The sequence below is a fragment of the Paenibacillus sp. FSL M7-1414 genome (assembly GCF_038003195.1).
Classification (GTDB): domain Bacteria; phylum Bacillota; class Bacilli; order Paenibacillales; family Paenibacillaceae; genus Paenibacillus; species Paenibacillus amylolyticus.
On record NZ_JBBOOS010000001.1, the window covers coordinates 5,176,348 to 5,196,702 of the forward strand.

Annotated in this window: 20 protein-coding genes; 13 read left to right on the forward strand and 7 right to left on the reverse strand. The window is 45.9% G+C overall.

What is annotated here, in order from left to right:
- The first annotated feature begins 1 nt into the window (after nucleotide 1).
- Genes MHH92_RS22430 through MHH92_RS22445 form a run of 4 tightly spaced genes read left to right on the forward strand, consistent with a single transcriptional unit; the run spans nucleotide 2 to nucleotide 2,098 of the window.
- Entirely contained in the window at nucleotides 2–514 is a 513-nt protein-coding gene (locus MHH92_RS22430; RefSeq protein ID WP_253502525.1) for a GNAT family N-acetyltransferase, read from the forward strand.
- Complete coding sequence (locus MHH92_RS22435) at nucleotides 507–1,016, forward strand: phage tail protein (RefSeq protein WP_100529039.1); 510 nt, start codon at nucleotides 507–509, stop codon at nucleotides 1,014–1,016. The genes MHH92_RS22430 and MHH92_RS22435 overlap by 8 nt, the downstream gene beginning before the upstream one ends.
- Before the next feature lie 30 nt (nucleotides 1,017–1,046).
- The gene (locus tag MHH92_RS22440) at nucleotides 1,047–1,544 is read left to right on the forward strand and encodes a phage tail protein (protein ID WP_100529038.1); all 498 of its coding nucleotides are present in this window, start codon (nucleotides 1,047–1,049) and stop codon (nucleotides 1,542–1,544) included.
- A gap of 17 nt (nucleotides 1,545–1,561) precedes the next feature.
- Entirely contained in the window at nucleotides 1,562–2,098 is a 537-nt protein-coding gene (locus MHH92_RS22445) for a phage tail protein (protein WP_253509257.1), read from the forward strand.
- A 423-nt stretch (nucleotides 2,099–2,521) separates the two neighbouring features.
- On the opposite strand, the gene MHH92_RS22450 is transcribed toward MHH92_RS22445, so the two are convergent.
- From MHH92_RS22450 to MHH92_RS22460, 3 genes are all read right to left on the reverse strand, one after another.
- Entirely contained in the window at nucleotides 2,522–2,875 is a 354-nt protein-coding gene (locus MHH92_RS22450) for a hypothetical protein (RefSeq protein ID WP_340906398.1), read from the reverse strand.
- Nucleotides 2,876–2,993: 118 nt separating this feature from the next.
- Nucleotides 2,994–3,332, reverse strand: a complete 339-nt coding sequence (locus MHH92_RS22455) for a hypothetical protein (RefSeq protein WP_076329084.1) — start codon at nucleotides 3,330–3,332, stop codon at nucleotides 2,994–2,996.
- A gap of 67 nt (nucleotides 3,333–3,399) precedes the next feature.
- Nucleotides 3,400–3,876 (reverse strand): hypothetical protein, encoded by a 477-nt coding sequence (locus MHH92_RS22460; RefSeq protein ID WP_340906399.1) that lies wholly within the window; start codon nucleotides 3,874–3,876, stop codon nucleotides 3,400–3,402.
- Nucleotides 3,877–4,095: 219 nt separating this feature from the next.
- On the opposite strand from MHH92_RS22460, the gene MHH92_RS22465 reads away from it, so the two are divergent.
- The 7 genes from MHH92_RS22465 (at nucleotide 4,096) to MHH92_RS22495 (ending at nucleotide 10,697) form a co-directional block, all read left to right on the forward strand.
- Complete coding sequence (locus MHH92_RS22465; protein ID WP_340906400.1) at nucleotides 4,096–5,775, forward strand: PucR family transcriptional regulator; 1,680 nt, start codon at nucleotides 4,096–4,098, stop codon at nucleotides 5,773–5,775.
- Nucleotides 5,776–6,006: 231 nt separating this feature from the next.
- Nucleotides 6,007–6,783: an ABC transporter ATP-binding protein gene (locus tag MHH92_RS22470; protein ID WP_036617567.1), complete on the forward strand. Its 777-nt coding sequence runs from the start codon at nucleotides 6,007–6,009 to the stop codon at nucleotides 6,781–6,783.
- Nucleotides 6,783–7,655: an ABC transporter permease gene (locus MHH92_RS22475; RefSeq protein ID WP_339186204.1), complete on the forward strand. Its 873-nt coding sequence runs from the start codon at nucleotides 6,783–6,785 to the stop codon at nucleotides 7,653–7,655. The genes MHH92_RS22470 and MHH92_RS22475 overlap by 1 nt, the downstream gene beginning before the upstream one ends.
- 34 nt (nucleotides 7,656–7,689) lie before the next feature.
- Nucleotides 7,690–8,721, forward strand: coding sequence for an ABC transporter substrate-binding protein (locus MHH92_RS22480; protein ID WP_340906401.1), 1,032 nt, complete (start codon nucleotides 7,690–7,692; stop codon nucleotides 8,719–8,721).
- Between the two features lie 11 nt (nucleotides 8,722–8,732).
- Nucleotides 8,733–8,918, forward strand: coding sequence for a hypothetical protein (locus MHH92_RS22485; protein ID WP_340906402.1), 186 nt, complete (start codon nucleotides 8,733–8,735; stop codon nucleotides 8,916–8,918).
- Nucleotides 8,915–10,291, forward strand: a complete 1,377-nt coding sequence (locus MHH92_RS22490) for an amidase (RefSeq protein ID WP_340906403.1) — start codon at nucleotides 8,915–8,917, stop codon at nucleotides 10,289–10,291. The genes MHH92_RS22485 and MHH92_RS22490 overlap by 4 nt, the downstream gene beginning before the upstream one ends.
- Nucleotides 10,292–10,310: 19 nt before the next feature.
- A complete protein-coding gene (locus tag MHH92_RS22495) occupies nucleotides 10,311–10,697 on the forward strand; it encodes a RidA family protein (RefSeq protein ID WP_339305285.1) in 387 nt (128 codons plus the stop codon).
- Nucleotides 10,698–10,797: 100 nt separating this feature from the next.
- Here MHH92_RS22495 and MHH92_RS22500 read toward each other — a convergent pair whose 3' ends face one another.
- Complete coding sequence (locus MHH92_RS22500; RefSeq protein WP_340906404.1) at nucleotides 10,798–12,855, reverse strand: methyl-accepting chemotaxis protein; 2,058 nt, start codon at nucleotides 12,853–12,855, stop codon at nucleotides 10,798–10,800.
- A gap of 276 nt (nucleotides 12,856–13,131) precedes the next feature.
- Between MHH92_RS22500 and MHH92_RS22505 the strand changes: the two genes are divergently transcribed.
- Nucleotides 13,132–13,557 carry a hypothetical protein gene (locus MHH92_RS22505; protein WP_340906405.1) on the forward strand — a complete coding sequence of 142 codons (426 nt, stop codon included), beginning with the start codon at nucleotides 13,132–13,134 and terminating at the stop codon, nucleotides 13,555–13,557.
- Nucleotides 13,558–13,712: 155 nt separating this feature from the next.
- Here MHH92_RS22505 and MHH92_RS22510 read toward each other — a convergent pair whose 3' ends face one another.
- Nucleotides 13,713–14,876, reverse strand: coding sequence for an iron-containing alcohol dehydrogenase (locus MHH92_RS22510; protein WP_340906406.1), 1,164 nt, complete (start codon nucleotides 14,874–14,876; stop codon nucleotides 13,713–13,715).
- A 97-nt stretch (nucleotides 14,877–14,973) separates the two neighbouring features.
- On the opposite strand from MHH92_RS22510, the gene MHH92_RS22515 reads away from it, so the two are divergent.
- Complete coding sequence (locus MHH92_RS22515) at nucleotides 14,974–15,930, forward strand: phosphotransferase family protein (RefSeq protein ID WP_340906407.1); 957 nt, start codon at nucleotides 14,974–14,976, stop codon at nucleotides 15,928–15,930.
- Nucleotides 15,931–16,104: 174 nt separating this feature from the next.
- Here MHH92_RS22515 and MHH92_RS22520 read toward each other — a convergent pair whose 3' ends face one another.
- Entirely contained in the window at nucleotides 16,105–16,983 is an 879-nt protein-coding gene (locus tag MHH92_RS22520) for an amidohydrolase family protein (RefSeq protein WP_076319943.1), read from the reverse strand.
- Nucleotides 16,970–20,137, reverse strand: a complete 3,168-nt coding sequence (locus MHH92_RS22525) for a GNAT family N-acetyltransferase (protein ID WP_340906408.1) — start codon at nucleotides 20,135–20,137, stop codon at nucleotides 16,970–16,972. Before MHH92_RS22525 ends, MHH92_RS22520 begins: the two co-directional genes overlap by 14 nt.
- Between the last annotated feature and the right edge of the window lie 218 nt (nucleotides 20,138–20,355).

Sequence of the window (20,355 nt, forward strand, 5' to 3'; positions counted from 1 at the left end):
AGTGATTGATACAGTTGCTGCAAAACTCGAAGATGAAGCGTTTTTGTTTCAGTTGTATTCATTAACCCGCCAAGACGAATTACAAAGTTGGAACTGGGAGCTAGAGGAACAAGAACTATTTTTGCGTATGCAATGGAGAGCTCAAACCATGTCTTATGCGGCCTCTTACCCAGATGCAATTCGTATGATCGTTCGTGACAATAATGTTTCTGTCGGTCAAACGTACGTACTTGAACAAGGGCAAGAATGGGTGCTCATTGATATATCTCTACTTCCAGAGTATCGGAATCGGGGAATAGGTATGAGCATAATTATGGATCTACAACAGAGGGCAAGTCATGCTGGCGCAACTATTCGTTTAAGCGTACTTCCCATGAACAGGGCAATGAGGCTGTATCAGAAGCTCAACTTCGTTCCTGTACACAGCACAGGTTTATATCAACTAATGGAATGGTATCCTTTGAGAACAAATGAATCAACATCAGAATTTAGTGAGGTGAAAACGAATGAGTGAAGCTTATTTAGGTGAGATTCGGATGTTTGCGGGGAATTTTGCTCCTCTTGGATGGGCTTTGTGTAATGGACAAACAATACCCATTGCTGAAAATGAGGCTCTGTTCGTTCTACTTGGAACAACGTATGGCGGAGATGGACAAACCACGTTTGCTTTGCCTGATTTGCAAGGTAGAGTGGCTGTACATCCAAACCCTACGTTTATTCGTGGGCAAAAAGCAGGTAATGAGATGGTTACATTGGTATCTAATCAACTCCCTGTACATACGCATTCGGTGTACACAGCATCGGATTCCTCTACAATTACATCAACACCAAGTAATGCAACCTGGTCTAACTCACCACGAAAAATCTATTACACTTCAGATAAAGCCACTACTGTGAATATGAACACTGCAGCTGTATCTTCTGTCGGTGGAAACCAGGCTCATGACAATATGATGCCTTCAACTGTCATTTCGTTCATTATCTGTCTAGAGGGCATATTCCCGTCTCAACCTTAAAGAGAATAAAAAAATAGAGGAGGTCACCTCATGTCAGAACCATTTTTGGGCGAGATCCGATTGTTCGCCAACAACTATGCCCCTCGTAACTGGGCTTATTGCGAAGGACAAATCTTGCAGATCAACAGCAACCAAGCTCTCTACTCTTTGCTTGGCAACGTCTACGGAGGAGATGGTATCACTACTTTCGCACTTCCAGACTATCGTGGACGAGTACCGATACATGTGTCAAATACAATTCCTCTGGGCACTAAACAGGGTGAAGCAGCTCACACGTTAACCATTAATGAGATGCCGATACATAACCATCAAGTAACAGCTTCTGAAACCAATCCATCGGTGGCAACTCCACTAAATAACGTTTGGGCAGCTGTCCCCAATTCATTCGGATCCACCCCTGGACAAGAAACTATGAATTCAGGAAGTCTCTCAGGAGCCGGCGGTTCTCAACCGCATAACAATATGCAACCATACACCGTATTGAATTACGCCATTGCGATTCAGGGAATTTTCCCTTCTCGCAACTAATTAAGGAGGACATGACTTTGGCTGATGCGTATATCGGTGAAATCCGAATTTTTTCTGGAAATTTCGCACCAAAAGGCTGGGCATTATGTAATGGTCAATTGATGTCAATTAACCAAAATACAGCTCTATTTTCTATACTGGGTGTACAGTATGGTGGAGATGGAAAATCGACCTTTGCATTGCCCAATCTGATGGGTTCCGCTGTTATTCATCAGGGTTCCGGAACAGGTCTAACTCCTCGTACTGTTGGAGAAAAGGTTGGAGATGCAACTGTCACGCTAAATCAAACCGAAATCCCTGCTCATACGCACACACCTCAAGGTATTGTTGCGACAGGGAATCAAACTTCACCTAAAGATGCGTACTGGGCCCAAGCTGCCAAGCCTATTCCCACAGCACCGCAGCCCCCATTGTATAATAACGCACCAAGCACAGATATGACGCCTATGGCTGTAGGAGTGACTGGTTCATCTCAGCCACATAACAATATGCAACCTTTTATTACTCAGACTTTTATCATATGCTTGCATGGCGAATTTCCTTCACGTGGTTAAGTAAATTCAATAGATATAAGAAAGAGGCTGTCCACAAGGACGCCTCTTTTCTCATGGGGAATTATAATTCAAAAGTTATAGAGTTCTCAGAAACATAACTACAGGGTACATTCTATTATCCGATCATAGGATAGAAATTAGTCTGTCTGTCTCGTCGAAGAGACAAATGACCCTTACCAATCAGGCCGATCAGCAAGGCATAAGCTTTATTTTCAAAAGTTTTCCCCTACACGTAATCCAAGCTTCTGTATTGATAACAATTTAGTTATTTTCAATCCACGCAACTCAGAGAGATGCCAATATTACAATATAGTAGAAGAAGGGTGAGTTTCACGCGTTTATCGACTACTTTCTGGGGTTTATTGAGCTACCGTATACTTTTAGTGTAACAAATGACGACTGATATCATTTGATACTTCAGTATCATCGAAAACCGAAATGCTTTTCAACTTCCAATAACATCTGATCTTTATTGGACTGAGATGTTCTCATAAACCATTTTAATTGATACTGCTCTGCTTGTTGCAGGTAATGATTCGATGCTCGAACCACCGTGTTTAATGTTTCGTCCCGTGCACGTTGTGGATCTGATAAATTAGGGAACACATCCTCCATGCCTCTCAGATGATCTCGATCCAGATACTCCGCTCGAATTAGGTCATCTTCTGCAAACATATAAACAACGCGGTTGGGGTTAACAATCTCCCTTAGATAAGCAGGTTCCATAAAAGTATCTACTACGATTGGCTTCTCTTTCCCCATCTGTAACAAATCCAAAATAATAAACTCAACACTTTCATCAAACACTGAATTTAACCAGTGACTTCTATCGTTCCCACGCCCTAAAAAGAACCATTCCCAATCAATGAAGTGTCGAGCTTAATTTCTGATAAATTTATTCCTCGGAATCGCTTTTTACAAAGTAATTACCGTGAGAAAAAATCTGTTTGGTATCAGCAGTTAAATGATCTAAGTTATCCACCGTTTCCTTCTCGGAAATGAAGGCATCTTTCTCGGTTACCCTATTAAATGTTCCAAAAGATGTCGTTATACTACTGACATTTTCTAGAGCTCTATTAATTTCCTCTTCTGATAATTTTACTGCAGGACCAAAATCCGGATAGTTTGGATTATCCGCTTTAGCATCATCATAATAATTACTCGCATAAATACTCAAAGCAGTCACTGCCGAAACAGTCATTATAAATGCCGTACTGATAAAGAATTTTTTCATTGGAGATCACCCCTCAATCGTTTCTATAGAATGGGACCTGTGTTTTAGTAGATACCAGATACAACAACTAATGATCTGTATACTGCAAAGCGTGAATCGGTGTACCTTTAGTGACTTCACCTGTCAATGTATTGATTTCTAGTGGCTCTACTAAAACCTTCCATCCATTTTCGCTTTTAAAAATTTTATAAGGGAGTGGTGGTGACTGTTCGTAGTCTTGTCCTGCATACTTTTGAACTACATAAAATTGAACTTCATCCGTGTTGATTTGTTTGCTTTCCACAATTTCATACCCTGTAGTTGGATTGGTTTTAAAATCCTTCACATATCCTTCTTCACGACTTTTCTCATCCAAATAATTTGTATCTTTAGAATAGAACATCATTCCTTCTACATCCCTAGCAATGTAAGCCTGAAAGTACTCCGTTGCTGCTTCCATCGGAGTTTGGGCTACGACTCTTTCCGCAGTAGTAGTCGATGCTACTAAAATAGAACCAGCAACAACACCAGCAAGTAAAAGCGATACTATTCTTTTTCCTTTCATGGATTGAGGACTCCTTTTTTTGTGAGAGAGTTGGTAATAATGATCAAATTTTATATAGACCTACTTAGTATAACGCATTGAATTATTGGAAAGTTTTTATATTTATGAGAAATTTGTTTACATCTATCTTTTAGCCTCTTTATCCAAACTCTTCTTTACGCCCACCTCACTTAATGTTAGATTTTATAACATATCATTATGAAAGCGAGTGGGTTGAAGATGGATCTGCAACAGTTATTGACTATCCCCATTCTCTCCAAAGCAAAGGTTATTGCTGGACATCGCGGACTAGATCGCTTGGTGCAATCGATTAATATTATGGATGCCCCAGATATTGTACAATTCCTGAAGCCGGGGGATATGCTGCTGACGAACGGTTATATCCTGAAAGACCGCCCCGATGCTCATCTTGGATTCATTACAGACATGCATGCAATTGGCTGTGCGGCGCTTGCGGTCAAGACACAGCGTTTCTCTCTTGAATTATCTCCGCAACTGCTTGAGACGGCCGACAGGCTGGGCTTCCCGATCATCGAGCTGTCTGAGATAGACAATACACTCGGTGAGATATTTCAACATTCGATCAGTGCCATCCTTCAGAACAAAACCCATGAGCTCCACTACGCCTTGTCTATTCACAAGCAATTTTCCACGATGGTGATGCAGGGAAAAGGCATACCATCCATCGTAGATACGTTGTCTCAGTTGCTATCCTCACCTGTACTTCTACTTGGCTCGAAGAAACAGATTACGGCAAGTTCCCACTATGTACAAAAGTTGGATGACCAGTCTCTCGCCGCCCCCTTACTGACATTTATAGATGAGCATCCTTCCTTCCATACCGCAATCTCGATCTGTCTACTTACTGCTGATAAATATCGACACGCCGAGTTTCATCCCATCTTCACGGATCGGCACGAGGGCTATTTGATCGCACTTTACGACAGTTCCACAACCTCTAAGCTCTCCACTCTGGCACTGGAGCAAGCCGTCAATGTGATTGGTCTCGAGTTAACTAAGAAGCAAGCGGTCAAGGAGCGCTCCCGCCGTTACAAAAATGAATATTTCTCCGATCTCATTCAGGGCTTCATTCGTTCGGAACAAGAAGCGCTACATCGCGGCAAGAAATATGGGCTGCAAGCCAAAGGAAGTTCCGTTCTGATCATCGCCAAAAAGGATGAATCCTTAGCGGGCATACCTAAGCAGAACTCTACTTCCTCCGGGGAAGAGCGGTTCATCTCGGAACGAGACGCTAATTACGAGTTGATTAAACAGGAATTCGCCAGATTGGATCTCTCCTTTGTCATGTTCACTAAGAACGACCAGTTCGGCATACTCGTCTTTTTGGCCGAATTGTCTTGGGACGAACACACCGTGGTTCAGCAGCTTGAGCGGATGGCAGGCAATCTGTATACAGAGTCGCAGCTCAGCCTATCCTTCGGCATAGGTAATTCCTACACCAATGTATTGGATATTGGACTCTCCTATAAAGAAGCAGTCAAGGCGCTCCAATCCGGCTATCAGATGCGAAAGACCCGCTTCGCTCATTCCTATCAAACCATGGATATAAGCCGTCTGCTGCGCATGATTCCCCACGATGAGATGCTGCAGTTCCATCACGAAACCTTTAAACCCTTCAACGACCGAGATCCAAACGAGCGTAACGAGCTTATGAAAACTTTGTCCTCCTTCTATGAGAATCATTGCCAGATCGTTGATACAGCGAAAGAGTTGTTCGTACATCGCAATACAGTGATCTACAGATTGGAGAAATGCGAGAAACTGACCGGCAGGAACATCAAGGACCCGATGGAGAGCCTGCGCTTCCGACTTGCCTTCGCACTTGAGTCCCTTTTGAATGTTAATCCAGCCCCTAGTGAAGCTAATCATTCGTCTTAAACCGAGAACGTGTCATGTATAATGACACATTCTTTAATTTTTCTTTTCCCAGCCCAAACTCATTTGTGCATTTTAACTGATTTAATTCTATTTTTATGTTCAGAGTAACTAATGACAATGATGCAAACAGTCTATATGATTAGGAATATATTTATGAATGTCATGTTAATTAACATCAAATCACATCAAGAAACGAAAAAACATCAGGCTGTAGGAAAGGGGCTACCTATCATGGCTATACAGATACAAGGCGTATCCAAATCATTTGTCAGTGCAACCGGAGAAGATATTCAGGTCCTGGCTGAGGTTTCGATGCAAATCAAGAAACAGGAATTCTTCAGTATCGTGGGACCGAGCGGTTGTGGCAAAAGTACGATTTTCAATATTATCGCAGGTCTGCTTAAGCCGACAAATGGGAAGGTTATCGTCTGTGGCGAAGAGATCGATCAGACCACCGGGCATGTCGGTTATATGATGCAGAAGGACCTGTTACTTCCTTGGAGAAGCATCCTGGACAATGTCACGCTAGGCTTGGAAGTGAAGGGCATGTCCAAAAAGGATCGCGGCGATATTGCCATGGATTATCTGGATCGCTATGGCCTGGCCTCATTCGCAGAAGCCTATCCCTCCACACTATCAGGCGGTATGCGCCAACGTGTAGCCCTCATACGTACCCTCGTTACCCAGCCCGATATTATATTACTGGATGAACCCTTCTCCGCACTTGATTATCAGACCAGACTCATTCTAGAAGATGAAATCTTATCCATTCTCAAATCCGAGGGCAAAACAGGCGTCCTGATCACGCATGACATCGAGGAAGCGATTGCCATCTCCGACCGTATTGCCGTTATGAGTAAACGACCAACAACCGTGAAGCAGGTGTATGACATTGGTCTCGCCTCGCAATATGGCTCAGCACTGAAAGCCCGCTCTGACCAGAAGTTTAAACAGTATTTTGAATCAATCTGGTCAGAGCTTGATATCCAAATGGGGAGGATCAGCTAATGAAGATCACATCACCTGAAGTTACCCTTGCCGGAAAGCCTGCTGGAGTTACGAAGAGCAAGAGCAAACGCAGACAGTCCACCTTCTCCAAAGAATGGCTGATGACGATGCTGTGGCGGTTCATTATTGTAGCGGTCATCCTGGTGATCTGGGAATCCGCCGTTCGTCTGAAACTGGTTAACGGATTCCTCATGGGATCACCAAGCGCCATTCTTGATGCCGCCATCACGATGGCTAGCTCAGGACAACTGCTTACAGACGCGTTTGCAACGGTAAATGCCACCGTTATCGGCTTTGTAGCCGGAAGCTTAATCGGATCATTGGCAGGACTGCTCATGTGGTATTCCAAGTCCGTTGCCCGTGTGCTCGATCCATTCATTGTAGCGATGAACGGTATTCCGAAGATCGCACTTGCTCCCATGATTATCATCTGGTTTGGCTCAGGCATCTTCTCCAAGATTGCTCTGGCCTCCGTGGCAACGTTTATCGTTGCGCTATTATCCGCCTACCAAGCGACTCATCAAATCGACGAATCCCAGATTAATCTGATGAAATCCTTCGGTGCAAAGAAATCACAAATTTTCCGCAAAATTATCGTTCCTTCCTCTCTGCCATGGATCATCTCGGCCTTCCGTATCAATATCGGTTTGGCACTGGTGTCTGTTGTAGGTGGAGAATTCATCTCTTCAGATAAAGGACTTGGACACATGGTATTCGTCGAAGGTAACCTGTTCAACCTTCCGGCCGTATGGGTCGGCGTGTTCATGCTTATGCTGGTCGCCATGCTCCTCTATACCTGTGTCGGTTATATCGAATCCCGTCTCCTTCCATGGAATGACAACAAGACCAGCAGCAAATCCACATCTGTATAGCTGACCTACAACGATTAAAGGGGACTGATGACTAATGCGTACATTCAAAAAGATAGCTTTTCTAGCAACGATGACGGTTATTTTGACTACACTGCTCAGTGCATGCGGAAGCAATGCCACAACACCCGCGAGTGGTGCAGGTGCATCTAATAGCGGGGGGCAAGCAAATACGCAGGTGGACAAAATTATGGTCTCCGAGGTGTATCACAACCTGCTCTACCTTCCCTTGTATGTAGCGAACAACCAAGGTTTTCTAAAGGAGAATCGCATTGAGCTCTCTTCCATACGTGCTGCCGGAAGCGGTCCAACAGCATTGTCTTCGGTGATCTCAGGCGAGTCGGCGTTCTCCTTCCACGGTCCTGAGCATGTCGCATTTGCTAATGCAAAGGGCGGAGACGCTCGCTCACTGGTCCTTCTATCCGGCAGTGCCCCAGTCTGGGCAGTTGCGCGAGAAGGAGTAACCGTGAACTCGACAGCGGATTTCAAAGGTAAAACCATCGTGGTGGGTTTGGCACCTACAAGTTCGAACAGCTTACTGCGGAAGCTGTTCGCTGACAATAACATCGATATCGACAAGGATGTGACGATCACCGAGGTTCAGAATGGCTCCGAGCTTGGTGCTGTATTAGCCGGCAAAGCCGATATTGCCATCGTTTACGAGCCGCAGCTGGATCAAGGCATTGCTGAGGGGCTGCATATTGTCCATGATTTTACAAAGGATTACCCTGACTTTGCCTTTGCAACGATGAATACAACCGCAAGTTTCATTGAAAAGAATCCTGATCTCACCCAACGCTTTGTCACCTCTATTGAGCAAGCCCTGGACTACATTCAATCGAATCCTGAAGGCGCAAAAGCAGTTGCCGTGAAGGAATTCCCGAATCTGGACAAAAACATCGTGGAGCAAGCGGTACAACGCATGATCGATAGCAAGGTATACCCTGCGGAGGGACTTATCAATGAATCAGCATTCGAGACCGCAATCGATATGCAGCGCTTCATCGGCAATCTGAAGGAAGACCTCGCTTACGAGGAGATTATCGATTCAAGCTTCACCACCAAATAGAGAGAGAAAGGGTGATTACTCTGAACCAGGACGACTATCTCACACACCGCCGTACAGAAAGCGCCAAATATGCGGACGGAGTTATTACAAGCGAGGAGCTTGCCCTATTTACAGCGGACTTGGAGCTGATTCGAAGCTTCAAGTTGCCAGAAGAAGTAGGTCCCAATCCCCCGCATAGGAGCGTGCCTCTGCGATGATTACGAAACCACTTAACGAGCTGACGATTGCTGAAGCCGCAACACTGATTAAAAATAAGTTGATATCTCCTGTTGAGCTTACAAAATCCTATTTGGATCGCATTGAGAAAGTAGAGCCTGCTGTGCAAGCCTTCGTTACAGTCACCGCCGAACAAGCCTTGCAGGCCGCAAGAGAGTCTGAAGAAAAACTGATGAATGGCGAATATCTCGGTCCTCTGCATGGTATTCCCTATGGAGCCAAAGACATTATCCATACCGCTGGCATACGCACCTCCGCTGGATCAAGTACCTTTCCAGACTTCGTACCCGGAACAAATGCAACAGTGATTGATAAGTTGCAAGCTGCAGGAGCTATCCTGCTCGGCAAGACAACAACGACGGAATACGCCTTTCAGGGAGGAGAACCACCAACCCGCAACCCATGGAATTTAGAACATACCCCGGGCGGTTCCAGCTCCGGCTCTGCCGCTGCAGTAGCGGCTGGCATGGCTTCCTTCACACTCGGGACACAGACCTTTGGATCTCTGCTTAGACCCGCAGCTTACAACGGATTAACCTGTATGAAACCCACTTACGGCAGAGTTAGCCGTAATGGTGTCATCACAGCCAGTTGGAGCCTGGATCATATTGGCGCATTCACTCGGTCCGCACAAGATAACGCAATCGTTCTGGAAGCAATGGCCGGGCAAGATGAGCTGGACTCCTTCACGCTTCCTTATGGCAAGCCAGACTTAAAAAATGCTCTTAAGCATCCTATTTCAGAAATGGTGATTGGTCTCCCGAGCAACTTCTTCCAAACCGATGAACCAGCGATCTTGTTAGCGGTAGAGTCGGCAATCGCTGTGCTTGAGAAGCTGGGCATGCAATGGAAGAAAGTTGACCTGCCTTCTTATATGGAAGAGACCATTGCTGCTCATCGTACGGTTATGCGGGCAGAAGCTGCCGCCTTCCATCAGGAACGCTTCGCGGAAGCCTCTGATCGTTACGGCCACACGATGCGGGAGCAGCTTGAACTCGGTTACCAGACGAGTGCCGTTGATTATTTGCAGGCACAACGCATCCGAACGATATTCCGGAGCGAGATGATGATGCTTTTCGATGAAGTGGATGTGTTATTGACTCCATCAACACCCTATGTGGCCCCATACGGCTACAAGACGGGGAGCCCGATTTTTAACGGACCGTTCACCAATACGGGTCTACCGTCCATCACCGTACCCATCGGGTTTGATACCACCTCAGGGAAGCAATTACCTATCGGCATGCAGCTTGCTGGTCCACTTATGCGAGAAGACCGCTTGTTGTCCATTGCTCATCATTATCAGCAGGCTACGAACTGGCATCAGTTAACACCAATCATACACACTCATTAGGAAAGGAATGACAGCTACGATGTCTACCATCATACATGCAAGTGCAGCACCCAAGTTCCCACTTCCTTTCTCCCATGCTGTCCGCGCAGGAGATTTAGTCTACGTCGCAGGTCAAGTAGGTGTCGATCCACAGACGCTTGAGCCTATCGGCGGCATTAAGGAGCAGACTGAGCAGTGCATTCGTAATATTGAGGTGATCCTGCAAGAAGCCGGACTTACACTTGATCATATTGTGAAGGTAACCACTCATCTGGCCCGAGTCGAGGATCAGTCCGAATACAACGAAGTGTATGCGCGAATGATTAAACAACCCTATCCCGCCCGTATTACCGTATTCAGCGGGTTAGGCCCTTATTTAATTGAAATGGAAGTGCTGGCGTATGCGCCTTCCATTCGAGGAGAGTAACACATCACCAAAGAGCACCTGTAGCCATAGATGGGTACAGGTGCTCTTTTTGTTCTAGAAACCCGGTTCTCTTTTGAAAAACGGGTTTCTTTTCGTATTCCTATTTTGTTTTGAAGCGAGATGATTCCTCGGCAAGTTGTTTGGTCAGTTCATCAATTCTCTGCACCATATCTGTCAAATGTTCCGTCATGCCGGACTGTTCCTGCATTGTTGCTGTGACTTCCTCAACAGAAGCCGACACCTCTTCACCGGAAGCAGACAAGTTCTGTGCCGCCCCAATGACGTCATCCTTATCACGTTCAATGGATTCGATCTCTGTGGCAATAGCTTGAACCTGGCTCATCATCTCATTCATATTCTCGGTGACAAAATTGAATGTCTCCTTGGTCTGGCTAACGCTGCTCTTATGCTGTTCCGCAATCGCTTCAATAGCCTGAACACTTCGGTTATTCTGCTCCACGTGATCAATGGTCTGCATCACAATTCGGTTGATATCCTCCGATTGAGCTGTCGTCTGCTCTGCCAGCTTGCGAATCTCAGAAGCAACGACTGCGAAGCCACGTCCCTGATCACCAGCTCTCGCCGCCTCGATCGAAGCATTCAACGCAAGTAATTTCGTCTGATTTGCGATTTCGGCAATCGTACCTGTAATCTGGTGAATGCCCGAGGAGCTTTCGGCGAGTTGAACTGTAATTTTGGAGATGTTGCCAACTTCAATCTCGTTCTGGCCGTTCACCGCAATGAGTGCATCAATAACTTCATGATTATTTTTGAATGCATCCGTAATTTCATCTGCCTTGAACTTCACTGCCTGCGACATTCCATTCACATTGGCAATCTTGTTACCAACATTCATGAATTTGTCCACAATGGCTTCCGTATCGTTCGCCTGGGACTCCATCGCTCGTGAAATCTCAAATGCTGTTGTCGTTGTTTCGGCAATCGTGGTCGAAGTTTGCTGAGTGGACTGTTCCAGCTCGGATGTACTTGTTTTCAGGATGCCGATGGAATGGTTCATGCTGGAGATCAGCTGTTTATTGCCTGCTGCCATGGTATTGAAGCTGTCCACCAATTGTTTGAATTCTCCGCTATATTTACCTTGAGCCTGCACCGTCAGATCGCCGTCAGCAAGCTGTCTGAACAACACAGTTAGTCTGGTAATTGGTCTGGTTACCAGCAAAGAGATCAGAATACCCGCTACGACGGAAACCGCAATAGCACTAAACAGAACAATATACATCTGTTTTGCCATCGCACGCAAAGGTTTCTGCACATCACTCAGTTTATCTTCAACAACGACGGTCCAGTCCGATCTTGGGATTTTGGAGTAATACGCCACTTTCTCATCTGTGCTAATATCCCCTTGCTGTAGTTCAGCGCTAGGAGCAAGATCTATCAATGATTGGTATTCGCCGGACTCCATCTTCTGGCCTGCCAACTTCTCATCCGCTGAATCGTAGATGACCGTTCCTACACGGTCCAGAATGATCACTTTTCCCTCATCATTAATATTGATATTTTGTAGCTGATTAACGAAGAACGAGGTGGATGCCGCAGATACGAGCACTCCCTGTACTTCTTGATTCTCATTGTAGATTGGCATGGCAAAAGCCGTACCAAGTTGTCCTGAGGACTTGGCTACAATCCCTTCACTAATCACGTTTTTACCCTGAATTGCTTCTTGGAAATATGCCCGATCTCCGCGTTCTGCCTTGATAACTGCCGGATCATTCGCTGCAATAATAATGCCATTCCGATCCAACAAAATCAGACTGTTGTTACCTTCCATACCTGCCAGACTGTCTGCGAGAATACCACTTGCCTTATCCAGCAGTTCATTGTTTTCCGAGAAAAAATTCTCCCCTTCCTGTCCATCCGTATTCCGAATCTCCAGCAGATCCTGGAAGGTCCGATGTGTTGTGATCAAAAAGGTGGATTTTTCTTCCAAACTTAGTGAAGCATACAAACCTGCCCCCACCCGGTCCGAGGTTGCTTTAATCTCATCTTTGCTTTTGTCGAGTGTGATGACAGCCGCTACAGTGTAGGATACTACTGCAGTTACCGCCAGTACGATACACACCAGCAGACTGATCATAAGTGGCAGTTTAACTCTGAACGACATGTTGCGCATACGTTCTCTTGCCTTGCTAAATACCATGATTACATTCACCATCCATTTTCATTTTCATCAATATGAAGTCCAAATTCTATGTATCTACTTTATATCGGTCGATATCAAATAATCTGTAAGCTGTTTCCCCAGTTATACTAGGTCAAAGGCCACTGCAAACGATTGGAAAATGAAGACTTTGGGTTAATACAAAATATGACATCAACATCGTATAATATATGAAATACATATCGTGCAGGAAGAGGGACAACGCATTGAATCCGAAAATGCCTACTTTATTAAAAGTCGAATAGGAGAAGTGATATGGCAAAAACAGCATTACCTACGCTATTAAATGTCGTGCGTATTTTATTGAGTGTGAAACTGATCTACGTGATTGTGTCCTTTATCGTGTTCCTCATTGACTTCAACCAGAACATGGAGACCTATCTGGGTTTCTTACGCAAAGGAGATGATCTGGCTTACGCCTCTGGCGTAATCTTAGCCAGAATGTTGTTTATCATCGGTCCCAGCCTGCTCGCTGTTATATTCATCACCAAAAGAAAGTTCAAGCTCACCGTGACGTTTCTGAGTCTCGCGCTATTCGTTGCCATTCCGAATGAGAGTAACCTGTTCACCCTGATTCATCTCTTCGCCCTGCTTATCGTGCTCTTGCATCGTCCAAGCAAGTTGTATCTGAAACGAAAGGATACCCCTGTCAATGAAGCCGTAGTTGAACCGAAGAATTAATTCCAAAAGGGGATCACATGACATTGAAGCCTAGAAAAAAAGGGAGAGCGCACAAGATATGATGTCATAATAAAAAAACAAGGACGTTCCTATGTATTACAGGAAGGTCCTTGTTTAATGTGACTCATTATACAAAGTGATTGTTAGATTTACAATTACAGTGCAGCTTGATAAATTTGTACTACATCTTCACGCTGCAAGTTTTTGAAGAATCCGAACGGACCAAATCGCATCGCTTTATCAGCCATTACATCAATCTGACTGTCGTCGATGTCATAGTCCGCCAGACGGCTAGGGGCACCAATTGAAGTCCAGAATGTACGCAGCGCTTCAATGCCTTCTTCAGCAACTTGTTTGTCCGACTTTCCAGTAGGATTGATATCAAATACATTAACAGCCATACGTTTGAATCGATCTACATCCACATCCAGATTATATTTCATCCAGTGTGGGAAGAGAATCGCAAGGCCTCCCCCATGTGGAATGTCATACACAGCCGATACGGCATGTTCAATATTGTGAGAAGCCCAATCTCCGGCAAGACCCATATTCAGGACATCGTTAAGCGCCATTGTTCCACAGTAGAGAATGGTTTCGCGCAGTTCATAGTTTTCCGGATCTTTGATCAGACGAGGGGCCGTATCAATAACGGTACGAAGAATCGTCTCACAGAATCCAAGCTGAACCGGTGTATTCGTATCCAGATGGAAATAATGTTCAAACACATGAGACATCATGTCCACCATGCCGTATACAGTCTGATCCAGTGGTACGGTGTATGTGTACTCCGGATCAAGAATGGAGAACGCTGGGAAAGAATACTCGCTGAACCATGCCCATTTTTCCTGCGTGTCCTGATTGGTTATTACTGAACCGTTGTTCATCTCGGAGCCTGTCGCTGCCATCGTTAGAATTGTACCCAGTGGAAGTCCGCCCTGCGGAGTTGCTTCGCGCACAACAACATCCCACATGTCTCCATCGTATTTGGCTCCTACCGCGATGGCTTTCCCACAGTCAAGTACACTGCCGCCGCCAACCGCAAGAACCAGATCAATGTTATGTGTTCTGCATAGTTCTACACCCTTATGAACCGTAGACAGACGAGGGTTAGGTTCCACACCGGCCAGTTCCGTAACCTCTGCTCCAATTTCATTCAACTGGCTGATTACCTGATCGTACAGCCCGCTACGTTTGATGCTTCCACCACCATATACAAGCAAAATACGCTTTCCGTATTTTGGAACTTCGGTTTGTAGTGCTTGAAGTTGCCCTTTGCCAAAAATCAGCCGGGTCGGATTATAAAACTGAAAAGATCTCATAACGTATGTTCCTCCAAAGAAGTCTGAAATTTTGTGCATCCACCATTATAGTTCTCTTTATTCGTAAAAACAAATACAGGCAAGAAGGAGACAACAGATGAGTATGGAGTCTGTCACATTACAACAATTAATAAAACAAACCATTAATCAATATGTATCCTCGGATATTCACATTCTAAGTATCAAAAGTAACCCAATCGGTGCGGGATCTCAAGCCGTTGAATTGCTTCGACATCATATTGAATTCCTTATAAATGGAGTGAATAGGGATATTTCTTACGTAACAAAGAAGGCCACGTTCATTGAACGCTCTGCCTTGTCCAGATTATTTTTAAAGGGAGCCAATGTACCATATCATCTTTCGAATGAACCCCATACTCAAGATCGCAGTCTGATCTGCATTCAGGATGTGGACTACCAAACCGATTATAGTCATCTGGATATAGACCTGCTTCAGAATAAAGAATTACGAGCACTGGCTTACATACATGGAACGAATATGGGGTCGAAAAAAGAACTGCCATGGATACCTATTGTGGATCGATCTCATATCATCGAAATGATGGAAAGACGCTGGAGGCCTTTGTGGAACACCGCCATAGAACGTCCATCATTCATTGAGGAATTTGGATCACCGCTCATTTCGGAAATTGAAACTGTAGCAAGTCATATTGTAGATGATCTTGAAATTCTCATCGAAGATGAGCACACACATACGATGATTCATAATGATCTGAATCCTGGCAATGTATTGGTACACAACAATGAGGATGTTTATTTTATCGATTGGGAGGAAGCAAGGTATGGCTCCCTGTTCTTTGATATCCCTCTGCGCTGTACACATTTGAAACAAGTTGATATCTATCGGGAGTCCCTAAGTTCTCACGGATACGATATTCCACAACATCAATTTGAGAAGTACTTCTCTCTGGCATCCCGATATCTCGGCATCCGTTATATGAGTTGGAACCTTGGGGTTTGGGAACAATACCCACATGCAGAAAACGACTTAAAAAGGTATATGAACATGGTGACTCAACCTTTGTTCTCCTGATCCCTCATTACACATTTAGATGTAAGATGAATTCACTGTTTTCCTGAACAAAAAAAGCTCCTGCCAGCAAAGTGGCAGGAGCTTACATCACAGGGATTCAATATAATCATCGCATGCTTCCATGACAGGCATGCTATACGTCCCCTCAGATATTAATAATTCGGTACTTAGGTTCTACCCCAGATCGGCAATCCGCTGTCCAATACGTGGAAACAGCCCGAAGGCATTCTCGTAGAACACTTTATCATGATGTTGCTCCGGTACAAGTCGGCGGACAAATTCGGCATACAGATCGATGGGCGCAAGCGGCCAGTCGGTGCCAAACAGCATTTTCTCGTAATGATCCGAATAGACCAAGGCCCGGCGGAAATGATCCATGAACAAAGGCTCGTTCATGAACCTTTCAAAATGGGGCCGATCCCCCACCACAAGACCAGACAAATCCGCGTACACGTTAGGATTCTTCGCCACCACTTCAGCTGCATCCATCACCCATGGATCACCCAAATGACAGATCATGAAGTTCACACCGCGCTGCTGCAAGGCTAATTCATCCACCGTCAACGGATGCGAATATTTGAGTAATCCATTCATGGAGTACGTGTCACCCGTATGAATCACGACAGGCAGGTTGTACTTGGCTGCGAGTTCATAGACTGGGGTATAGATTTTGTCGTACACATAGTGATGATAGTATCCGGCATAGAGTTTGATTCCGGCTACCTCCGGGGATTGCAGTCTAGCTTCAATCCTGTCAAGCTCGTCCTGAGCGTTTTTACCGTCTAGCGCATTAGGATTGATCCCCACACATTCCATGAGGAATGATGGGACCTTCTCTTCCAGATCAAGTCCCATCGGGTTAGGGGAACTGGAATCCGGGAACGCTCCCTTCGTCTGCTCCGTAACCCCCATTCCGATACCCATAATGACGTCGTTTTTATCAAACTCCGCTTTAAGACCAGCGGCAGAGTAATCCACTTTCGACAGATCGATTGCTGTTCGGTGAAAGCTGTCGATGTCCGACAGATGAATGTGAATATCAATGATCGGCATGTGAAGCCTCCTTTTCATCGGTAGAAATTGCAAAATTCAGTTTGAGAAGGTCATGCACATCCGCTGAACTCAGCGGGATCTGTCCCAGAACCAGATATGTCGGCTCCGTCCAGACCGTTTCCCCCTGCTGGAGTGTCAGATGATGATGTACGTTCAGACCCGTCACCTGATTATTAGCAAAACCCCATGCACTCTGATTCGGGTAACGATGTACCGCATGCAGCATGTTTTCACGCGAAACCGATCCTACTCGCAAAAGGTCTTCAAGTGGCAGGCCCACATCCACCTTGCCCAGCGGGAATCGATCTTTACCCGGTTGCTCTATCCAACCTTCCGCAAATACAGATGAAGGCTGGAGGAAACGTTCCTCCGCAAGCGAGTAATCCGTCAGCGTCAGGCCACTTTCGTTTGTCACGGCAAGCAGCGTGCATAGCACAGGAACACCGGGCAGCATCAGATAATGCTGGTGGATCGTCATTCCCCGATTCGCTTCATGCTTCTCAATCCGGGTGGTCAGCTTTATACCCTTCCAGACGTTGCCGTATTGATCCTTCTGCTCTGTCCAGGAAGCGGTTCTTTGTTCCAACTGGCGGCTGAAACCATTCATGCCTGGAACCCCAACACCCAGTCCGCCGTACCACGGATTCCACCACGAGCGTGGAGCGGGTTCAGGGTATGAGCTATCCAGCCATTCTTCTCCTGCATATTTCAGGGAGTGTACTACACTCCCGAATTCAGGAGCAACAGCGATTGACAACACCCCATTGTCTACGATGTACAAAGGTCCAGATGAACCTTCTTCAATCTTCTGCTTCACCTCTGTTCCGCTCTGCGGGAACCAAAGGGCAGTTCGCTCCTGAATCCGATCTTCGCCCCGGTATAGCCCACGAACTTTCCAACCACTCACGTGCTGGTCTCGGTCCGCTTCGTCTGGTGAAAATGTCAGCTTGGCGGAGTTTAGGTTCTGCTCCGGACTGAATTCCTTAGCATTTGCCATAACCTCCGGTTCGCCACCCTGTTGCACATATAGCTCCAGCTTGCCCGCAAGCGGAACCAGTTTGTGTTCAGTCAACGTTGCTTGCAGCTCGTCTGGTGCAAATGGATTCCCCTCACTTAGTGTCAGATCCAGATGACTGTCCAGCAACGGAATGACCGGGTTACGCTGCTTGCGTGCAAACGCACGGAAATCATGCCATTTGGCAAACGTGTTCAAAGCATATACAGTTGCTTTGGTCCGTACAACGGCTCCTGCGGCAATACGGCCAAGCTCATGCTGCAACCCCAGCGTGTATTCCGGGCGAAGCAGCTTCAGAGAAGGGTCCCAATAGATACCGCTGGCACCATACTCTTCTTTGCAGAACAGCCAGTTCTCCGTAATCTGTGAGCTATTCCAATGGCTCGGATCGCCAGCGTAAGAATCACCCATATCCACGAAGCGCCCCTGATAAGGAAGGATTAACCTGCTACCATAGAACCCAAAGTTATTCATTAGATACAGGTCCTCTTCCCAGGCAGTATCTCGTGTATTTTCAACCTCATGGTGGAATTCGGCGATTCCATTCGCAGACAGCTTGACCACCGACTTAATCTGCAAGCCAGGGAAATCCTCCGAGTCATACAGTGCTTCAAGAACCTGACGTTCCCCTTCGGGATAAATATTCACTTCTTTTGCTTGTTTCTTGGATAACTCTTCGGCAAACGGCTTACCCAGCTTCGGATAAGTCCACCAGAACGAATGACGGGAGCCCGGGTATTCAATCCACATGTTATTATCTTGCTTGTTCATATGGAGCGAGAATGCGCCGTTAACAGCCACCCATTGATCCTCAATCTGCCCGCCATATTTCCCTTCGATTCCCTTCATCAGTACAGAAAGTTTGCTTGTAAAAGAGATCGCATGGTTCCCCACTGGGACAGCCGTCACTTCTACTTCTTGGGAATAGAGACCATATGAACGCAAGGTGAAAGGCACTGGCACAGACATCTTACCTTTGGCAGGCACCGTAAAGCGCACCGAACGCTCCGCCCATTCCAGGAATTCATCCTCTGGCAGGTCCAAGCTGAACTCCGTTTCGGCATCCACATTATTTTCCACGTTCAGAACCAACTCCGCCGGGATGCCTGGATAGAGTTCCTTCACAGGCAAGATGGTCTTGATCTTGGCCGGGAATTTCGGGGCAATACCTAACCTGAACTCCGCTTTCTTACCGCCAATCAACCATGTGCTGACAACCACGGGATGAGTCTTATTGTTATTCTGTTCCTCTGTAATTGGATCAAGGTGAAACTGACCTTCCACGATGATGGTTTCTCCCGGAGCGACTGCTTGTGCAATGTCCAGCGCAAATCGAATGTTTTTGTTATCCTCACCCTTGATCTCAACCGCCAGTTCGGACGCAGAATTGTTCTTAATGCGATAGCGAACCTTATAGCTGGAACCGAATACCAGATCATGATCATCGACTTCTGTTGAGATTTCGTAATCTGGTGTTTCGAGGGCAGTCAGCCCGCGACCCGACTTTTCAAATTCAGCCCGCAGGGAGACATCTCCCTTTTTCCACGTGTAGTCAAAGAAATCAAAACCACGCTCCCGTCGGCCATCCGGCTCGACCACGAGTTCACGCGTGCTGTCTGCATACCAATCCAACTCCTCGAAATATGGAGCAAGTGCTTCGGTCTGCAAAATGGTAGGGATGAAATTCATCAGATGCACATTATCATCTTTTTTCTCCCAGAAGAATCCACATTTCTTGTACATCGGTACAGCCTTTGTATTGCCTGCCCATGTGAACAGATCCAGGCGAGGCCATCCGGCCTCCACGGTCTTGCGCACAGCATTCAGGATCAAGTTGCGTCCGACCTTATAACCGTGATAGTCGGGGCGTACGTTAAGCAGTGGTACATATAGGGCTCTCTCGTCATAGCGATAATGAGCAAAACTGCAGAAGCCAACAACCTCTTTCTCATGAACAGCTAGAAATGCATAAAGATTGGACGAACTCTCCATCTCGCGGCGAACTGTTTCCTCTGTTCTAAGGTTGGTGCCACCTCCCCAGCTTTCGTTACTGCGGTTCCACATATCCGCGAGTGCGGCAGCGTAAGAGGGGTCGTATTCAATAATATGGATTTGATCAATAATCGAAGTTACGGTCATATTTGGATCTCCTTATCTTTATCTATAGGATGGTCTTTGTGAACTTTCGATATGGCCTTTGCCCGATAGCCGCAGAGATAATACATGCCATGTTTGAAGAAGCTAGCGATAGTCTTATCATACTATAAATGGAAGCATTTTCAGAGAATTAAAAATCTTTCTTTCCAACTTATATGTGCCTTTCGGAAACTCTTGTTAGAAGCGTCAAGGATGGACGA

Excerpts from the sequence above, each read along its gene's own strand:
- MHH92_RS22435 (WP_100529039.1), top strand. The coding sequence starts at position 507 with ATGAGTGAAGCTTATTTAGGTGAGATTCGGATGTTTGCGGGGAATTTT.
- MHH92_RS22440 (WP_100529038.1), top strand. The coding sequence starts at position 1,047 with ATGTCAGAACCATTTTTGGGCGAGATCCGATTGTTCGCCAACAACTAT.
- MHH92_RS22455 (WP_076329084.1), bottom strand. The coding sequence starts at position 3,332 with ATGAAAAAATTCTTTATCAGTACGGCATTTATAATGACTGTTTCGGCA.
- MHH92_RS22460 (WP_340906399.1), bottom strand. The coding sequence starts at position 3,876 with ATGAAAGGAAAAAGAATAGTATCGCTTTTACTTGCTGGTGTTGTTGCT.
- MHH92_RS22465 (WP_340906400.1), top strand. The coding sequence starts at position 4,096 with ATGGATCTGCAACAGTTATTGACTATCCCCATTCTCTCCAAAGCAAAG.
- MHH92_RS22470 (WP_036617567.1), top strand. The coding sequence starts at position 6,007 with ATGGCTATACAGATACAAGGCGTATCCAAATCATTTGTCAGTGCAACC.
- MHH92_RS22475 (WP_339186204.1), top strand. The coding sequence starts at position 6,783 with ATGAAGATCACATCACCTGAAGTTACCCTTGCCGGAAAGCCTGCTGGA.
- MHH92_RS22480 (WP_340906401.1), top strand. The coding sequence starts at position 7,690 with ATGCGTACATTCAAAAAGATAGCTTTTCTAGCAACGATGACGGTTATT.
- MHH92_RS22490 (WP_340906403.1), top strand. The coding sequence starts at position 8,915 with ATGATTACGAAACCACTTAACGAGCTGACGATTGCTGAAGCCGCAACA.
- MHH92_RS22495 (WP_339305285.1), top strand. The coding sequence starts at position 10,311 with ATGTCTACCATCATACATGCAAGTGCAGCACCCAAGTTCCCACTTCCT.
- MHH92_RS22500 (WP_340906404.1), bottom strand. The coding sequence starts at position 12,855 with ATGGTATTTAGCAAGGCAAGAGAACGTATGCGCAACATGTCGTTCAGA.
- MHH92_RS22505 (WP_340906405.1), top strand. The coding sequence starts at position 13,132 with ATGGCAAAAACAGCATTACCTACGCTATTAAATGTCGTGCGTATTTTA.
- MHH92_RS22510 (WP_340906406.1), bottom strand. The coding sequence starts at position 14,876 with ATGAGATCTTTTCAGTTTTATAATCCGACCCGGCTGATTTTTGGCAAA.
- MHH92_RS22515 (WP_340906407.1), top strand. The coding sequence starts at position 14,974 with ATGAGTATGGAGTCTGTCACATTACAACAATTAATAAAACAAACCATT.
- MHH92_RS22520 (WP_076319943.1), bottom strand. The coding sequence starts at position 16,983 with ATGCCGATCATTGATATTCACATTCATCTGTCGGACATCGACAGCTTT.
- MHH92_RS22525 (WP_340906408.1), bottom strand. The coding sequence starts at position 20,137 with ATGACCGTAACTTCGATTATTGATCAAATCCATATTATTGAATACGAC.